Source organism: Streptomyces sp. NPDC002573, from assembly GCF_042889625.1.
Lineage (GTDB): Bacteria > Actinomycetota > Actinomycetes > Streptomycetales > Streptomycetaceae > Streptomyces > Streptomyces gibsoniae.
The window spans coordinates 1-5785 of sequence record NZ_JBIARC010000171.1 but is presented as its reverse complement, the minus strand read 5'-3'; the positions used below and the strand labels follow the sequence as shown (position 1 = coordinate 5785).

The 5785-nt window shown below is 70.9% G+C and carries 6 protein-coding genes and 3 pseudogenes; 5 read left to right on the top strand and 4 right to left on the bottom strand.

Features of this window, described 5'->3' with window-relative positions; translation table 11 throughout:
* Together ACFYX0_RS46345 and ACFYX0_RS46340 are read left to right on the top strand one after the other, a co-directional pair.
* A pseudogene (locus ACFYX0_RS46345) lies at window positions 1–226 on the top strand (hypothetical protein); the annotation flags it as partial.
* A gap of 267 nt (window positions 227–493) precedes the next feature.
* Window positions 494–664 (top strand): hypothetical protein, encoded by a 171-nt coding sequence (locus ACFYX0_RS46340; protein WP_388981504.1) that lies wholly within the window; start codon window positions 494–496, stop codon window positions 662–664.
* Between the two features lie 47 nt (window positions 665–711).
* On the opposite strand, the pseudogene ACFYX0_RS46335 reads toward ACFYX0_RS46340, so the two are convergent.
* A pseudogene (locus ACFYX0_RS46335) lies at window positions 712–883 on the bottom strand (IS630 family transposase); the annotation flags it as partial.
* A 131-nt stretch (window positions 884–1014) separates the two neighbouring features.
* Between ACFYX0_RS46335 and ACFYX0_RS46330 the strand changes: the two are divergent.
* A pseudogene (locus ACFYX0_RS46330) lies at window positions 1015–1210 on the top strand (IS5/IS1182 family transposase); the annotation flags it as partial.
* 34 nt (window positions 1211–1244) lie between these two features.
* Here the strand turns inward: ACFYX0_RS46330 and ACFYX0_RS46325 are convergent.
* Together ACFYX0_RS46325 and ACFYX0_RS46320 are read right to left on the bottom strand one after the other, a co-directional pair.
* On the bottom strand, window positions 1245–1916 hold the full coding sequence (locus tag ACFYX0_RS46325; RefSeq protein ID WP_388981500.1) for an ABC transporter ATP-binding protein: 672 nt from the start codon (window positions 1914–1916) through the stop codon (window positions 1245–1247).
* On the bottom strand, window positions 1913–2998 hold the full coding sequence (locus ACFYX0_RS46320; RefSeq protein ID WP_388981497.1) for an ABC transporter permease: 1086 nt from the start codon (window positions 2996–2998) through the stop codon (window positions 1913–1915). Before ACFYX0_RS46320 ends, ACFYX0_RS46325 begins: the two co-directional genes overlap by 4 nt.
* A 173-nt stretch (window positions 2999–3171) precedes the next feature.
* Here ACFYX0_RS46320 and ACFYX0_RS46315 point away from each other — a divergent pair, with 173 nt between their 5' ends.
* Together ACFYX0_RS46315 and ACFYX0_RS46310 are read left to right on the top strand one after the other, a co-directional pair.
* A complete protein-coding gene (locus ACFYX0_RS46315) occupies window positions 3172–4383 on the top strand; it encodes a sensor histidine kinase (RefSeq protein ID WP_388981495.1) in 1212 nt (403 codons plus the stop codon).
* The gene (locus tag ACFYX0_RS46310) at window positions 4380–5015 is read left to right on the top strand and encodes a response regulator (RefSeq protein ID WP_388981492.1); all 636 of its coding nucleotides are present in this window, start codon (window positions 4380–4382) and stop codon (window positions 5013–5015) included. Before ACFYX0_RS46315 ends, ACFYX0_RS46310 begins: the two co-directional genes overlap by 4 nt.
* A 104-nt stretch (window positions 5016–5119) precedes the next feature.
* On the opposite strand, the gene ACFYX0_RS46305 is transcribed toward ACFYX0_RS46310, so the two are convergent.
* Window positions 5120–5350 (bottom strand): hypothetical protein, encoded by a 231-nt coding sequence (locus ACFYX0_RS46305; RefSeq protein WP_388981489.1) that lies wholly within the window; start codon window positions 5348–5350, stop codon window positions 5120–5122.
* Window positions 5351–5785 lie beyond the last annotated feature (435 nt).

Genomic DNA, 5785 nt, shown 5'->3' with positions numbered 1-5785 from the left:
GCGCTGGGCGGTGGCCGGGACTTTCCGGACGCTGATGGAGGGGATGATCGCGGAGGCCGCGGTCCGCGGACAGGTCGATCTCGACCTGGTCAGCGTGGATTCCACGGTCGCGCGTGCTCATCAACACGCGGCGGGGATGGCCGTCGATCCCGAACTGCTGGACGAGCTGGAGAAGGCCGTCGCCGAGGAAAAGGGGCTCCTCGAAAGGGGCAAAACGCACCGATAGCTCCGCCGGACGATGACGCGGTGCGCGAGGAGCGCCGGCGTTTACGACGTCGGCGCAGAGCCCGGCTCCGTGCGGCTGAACTGGGCCGTTCCCGGGGCGGACTGACCACCAAGACCCATCTCGCGGCCGAACGCCGTTGTCGGCCGCTGTCGTTCGTCGTCACGCCGGGACAGGCCCGCAATCGACGACAGCTACGAGGACAAGCTGGAACTCATCGCCACCGGCCACTGTGTCGCGATCTTCCCTGCCGGCGATCGACACGCTGCTGTGCCCGAGGACATCGCCCTGGTGCCCGTCATCGACATCGATCCCTGCGAGGTCGTGCTCGTCACGCGCGCTGACGACCCCAACCCGCTGCTCGGATCACTGGGAGACGTCGCACGTACATTGCTTGGCACAGCCTCCCGACGGGAGAACTACGCACTGCCGGTCAACTGATCCCCTTGCCTCTGCGAGGTGTTCCACAAGGCTGTCGCCGCGCTGCCCTCGTCGGCCTGGACCAGCTGGACGATCAACGGCCCCCGTTCCCGCCAGCGGAGGCCAGCAGCATCATCGCGCGCCGATAGCGAACCGAGCTGGTGCTGCCCCGGCGCACGATCTGCTGCAGCTTCTGCCCTTCCTGGTCGTCAATCTGCGCACACGGACAGGCTCGGCCACCGCAGCACCCCCAGCAGTCGGATCGGACGTCAGCGCACATCCAACCGCGACCACCGTCAACCCGGCGAACCCAAGCGGTCAGAGCACTAGCGATCGTGGAGTTGCGACGCTCTGTGATCATCGGGAGACCCGTGCCTTCACCGCCGTCATGGCTGACCGAAACCCCTCTGGGCCCAATGCGCAGCGCCGCTGCCCCAGCGGCCGGTCTACCATCCCGCCCGCCCACTGGGCTGCCGCCGCCCGCGGATCAGCGACCGGACCATCTTCGACGAGCTGCTCCAACTCCTTCGCTTCGGCTGCTCCTACCAAGCCATGGCGGACACCACCTCCGGTCGCCCGAGGCAAACAGGGCCTCAAGCACTCAGGTGCGGCTGAGTCTCCCGTCGTGGACCTCGGCGATGCTGTCGGCGGCGGTGAGGTGGGTGCGGTCGTGGGTGACGAGAACGGTGGCGGTGGCCTGCCGACGGGTGAGGCCGGCGATCATCTCGATGACGGCGGCACCGCGTTCGTGGTCGAGGGCGCTGGTGGGTTCGTCGACCAGTAGGACGGTCGGGTCGTTCATCAGGGCGCGGGCGATGTTGACGCGCTGCCGCTGGCCGCCGGAGAGTTGGTGCGGTCGGCGGTGTGCGTGATCGGCGAGCCCGACGGCGTCCAGGAGGTCCGTGGCCCGGCCGCGCGCCTTCTTCGGTGAGCGGCCGTCGATCTGTGCCATGACCTGAAGTTGCTCGGCGGCGGTGAGTGAGGGCAGCAAGTTGGGTTGCTGGAACACGATGCCTATCTTGTGGCGGCGCAGCTCGGCCAGCTCACTGCGGGTCAGGCCGGTGGTGGGTGTGCCGTCGACGGTGACGGTACCCGCGTCGGGGGCGATGAGGGTGGCGGCGACGGCCAGGAGGCTGGACTTGCCCGAGCCGGAGGGGCCGACCACGGCGGTCAGGCTGCCCCTCGGCACGTTCAGGGTGATCCGTTCCAGGGCGGTCAGCCGGGAGTCGCCGTCGGGATAGGTGAGAGTGATGTCGGTCAGGTTCAGGCTCATCGGGCGTTCCCCAGGGCGGTGAGCGGGTCTACGGAGGTGATGCGGCGGACGGACAGGGCGGCCCCGAGCGCGCCGAGCAGGATCATCACCGTCGCCGGGACGAGAGCAGTGCCCGCGTCCAGGACGAAGGGCACCGCGGATCCGGAGACGACGGCGCCGAGAGCGGCGGCGATGCCGGTACCGATGAGCGTGCCCCCGGTGAGCAGGACGACGGCTTGACCGAGGGCGTCCTTCAGCAGGCCGGCCGTGGACGCGCCCAGCGCTTTGAGCACGGCGACGTCGCCGCTTCGCTGGATGGTCCACACGGTGAAGAAGGAACCGATGACCAGGGCCGAGATCGCGAACAGGAAACCGCGCATCAGCTGCAGGGAACCGTCCTCGGAGGTGTAGGAGCCGATCGCGGACAGCGAGTCGTCCTTGGCGACGGACCTGGTGCCCGCCGCACGGTCGACTGCGGCGAGGTCGGCGCCGGATGCGGTGTTCAGGGCGAGCACGGTCGCGAAGGGCCCGTCGCCGTCCGTGGGCGGTGCGGTCCGCCGCCAGACATCGAGATCGGTCCAGATGACGGGGGTGTGGCTGAAGTGGGCGTCGCCCCGGACGGCGGCGACGGTCAGCCACCGTCCGGCCAGGGTGAAGGCGTCACCCGGCCTCAGGCCCAGGTCGGCGGCGGCCGTGGTGGACAGCACCGCGGTGCGGTCGTCGAGCGCGCCGCTGTCCGGCGCGAGCGAGGAGCCGGGGCACACCCCGAATACGGAGACTCCGGCGTTCCTGTCCCCCGCTGTGGCCCTGGTGGTGGTGATGCCCAGCGGTTCGGCGCCGGTGACTCCCGGCGTCCGGGCCCACTGCCGCCACTGCTTCCCGGTGACGGTGGAGTCGGCGTACGACAGGTCCCGTCCGCCGCCGGGCGCGCCGAAGGCGATCCTGTCGGCGGGCAGGGACGTGATCGCTGAGATGTTCTGCCGTCCCAGCCCGGCGGTCAGCCCGGACAGCAGCCCGACCAACAGTGTGATCAGCACGATGACGGTCCCCATCAGGGCGAAGCGCCCCTTGGCGAACCTCAGGTCTCTCCAGGCGACGAACACGGCCTCGGTCCTGTCCTCTCCGGTGGTGGAATCGCTACGCCTCCACCCTCGTCGTCGGCCCCCCCGCCGGGGCATCTGGCGCAAGACGGCACTTCACGGACTGAAAGGCGGGCCGCAGGTTGTAACTTTCGACAGAGGTCCGGACCGATGGACTTCTTTAGCCTGGAAGGACTGTGAACACCACCGCCCCATCCCCCACGACCCGGGCCCTGACCTGGTGCCTGCACCTGCTGGTCGTCGCCCTGCTCGCACTGGCCGCGGCCCGTGCCGTGACCGGCAACCTCCCGCACACCGGGGCCGTCGTTGCCGTGGCAGCGCTCTGCGGACTGGCCTACGCGGCCGGACCGCTGCTCCTCAGCGTCCGGCGCTCGCGGCATGCGGCCGCCCTGTGGCTGGCCGCCGTGGGCACGGTCTGGCTGGGGCTCCTGGCGCTGTCCGCCGACGCCGTCTGGGTCGCCTTCCCGCTCTACTTCCTTCAACTCCATCTGCTGAACCGCCGCGCCGGCCTCGTCGCGGTGGCGGCCACCGCGACCGCCGCCATCGCCGGCTTCGCTGCCCATCAAGAGTCCTTCGGTCCTGCCATGGCCATCGGACCCGCGCTCGGCGCCGCCGTCGCCGTCGCGGTGGTGTGGGGCTATCAGGCGCTCTACCGGGAGAGCGAACACCGCCGCCGGCTGATCGAAGAGCTCACCGCCACCCGTGCCGACCTCGCCACCGCCCAGCACACCGCCGGTGTCCTGGCCGAACGCGAACGCCTGGCCCGCGAGATCCACGACACCCTTGCCCAGGGACTGACGAGCATCCAGCTGCTGCTGCGCGCCGCCGAACGCGCCCTCCCTGACCGGCCGGAAGCCGCCGCCCGCCACGTGGACCAGGCCCGCCAGACCGCCGTGGACAACCTGGCCGAGGCCCGCCGCTTCGTGGCCGCCCTCACCCCGCCCGCCCTGGAAGGCACCACTCTGGCCCATGCGCTGGAACGCCTGTGCGCCACCACCGACGCCCGCCACCGGCTCACCGCCCGATTCCGCCTCACCGGCGACCCCGCACCGCTGCCGACCGCACACGAAGTCGCTCTGCTGCGCATCGCCCAGTCCGCCCTCGCCAACACCGTCCGCCACGCGCAGGCCACCACCGCGGGCATCACCCTCGACTACGCCCACGGCCACGTCACCCTCGCCGTCGACGACGACGGCACCGGCTTCGACGTAGACCGACTGCCCGGCCCCGACCCCACAAGCGGCGGCTTCGGCCTCGCCGCCATGCGCGCACGCTCCCACGCCCTCGGCGGCACCCTGGCCGTCGAATCCGCACCCGGCCACGGAACGACCCTGACCGCCCGGCTGCCCCTGTCCCCCACCGAGACCGAGCCCGAGGCCCAGCCGTGACCGATACCTCCATCCGCCTGCTCCTGGCCGACGACCACCCCGTCGTCCGGGCCGGGCTGCGCGCCGTACTGGAGACCGAACCCGGCCTCACCGTCGTGGCCGAAGCCGCCACCGCCGAGGACGCCGTCGCCCGAGCCGCCGACGGGGACATCGACGTCGTCCTCATGGACCTGCAGTTCGGCAAAGGCATGGGCGGCGCCGAGGCCACCGCCGCCATCACCGCCCGGACCGGCGCGCCCCGCGTACTGATCGTCACCACCTACGACTCCGACGCCGACACCCTGCCCGCGATCGAAGCCGGCGCCACCGGCTACCTCCTCAAGGACGCACCTCCCGAGGAGCTCGCCGCCGCCGTACGTACCGCCGCTGCCGGCCGCACCACCCTGGCCCCCACGGTCGCCGAGAGACTGATGAACCGGCTCCGGGCACCTGGCACCGCCCTGACCCCCCGTGAGACCGAAGTCCTCACCCTGGTCGCCGAGGGCCTGTCCAACCAGGCGATCGGCGGGCGCCTCCACCTGACCGAGGGAACCGTCAAATCCCACCTCGCCCGCATCTACGCAAAGCTCGGCGTGGACTCACGCACCGCCGCCGTCGCCACCGCCACCACCCTCGGTTTCATCCGTCGCTGACCGGCAGACATCGAGCCCGGATCGGCGAGAGAGCCGCCGGCCGGTCTCGTACGGCAGCGGCTGATCGTGGCCCCTTCGCGGGCCGCCCTTCCCGGCGAGGCCGGTCACGTCGTGGCGCCGGTCATACGACGCCAGATCGCCGACGACGGCGACAGCCGCGGCGACGACGACAGCGGCGTCGACGCGCAGCTCATCCCCTTGTCCGGGCGGGCCGTCGGCCCCTCCACGTGGAAGCCGGACAGGTGGCCGCCAGGCGGGCGGCACAGGGCGAGTGCGTCCAGGACGGCGGCCGCCTCCATCAGCTCGTCGCGGTACTCCATCGCCTGCGCGCCCATTGCGGGCGGCACCCGTCGCGGGCAAGCGTTCGGCCCGCACTCGTCTTCTTGAAGACCCCTCTCGCACGGATCGACCAGAGCCCCTCCCCGCCCTCCGGGCAGAGTGATGCACATCCCTGTAGTTTATTGTTCAACCTCTTGTGAAGAAATGGCTCTCCTGGAAGGTTCCTCTATGTGAGCGCCCCCCTCGGGGGACGGACGGCAGCCCCGGCGTGAAAACCCGGAGGAGACCGCGATGTCGGCGTCCAAGAACCGACTGCAGGGATAGCTGGCACGTTTCGGCCGACCCGCGGCCAAGCACGCCAGGCGCGCACCCCTGTCTGGACCAGAAGAAGAGGAACCCATCCCTGATCTTGCGTGGGTATCCCCGGCTTCAGCCGGGGAGGGAAACGCATCCTCGGACCGGAGGCGCGCAGCGCCGGAGTTCGCTGCGTC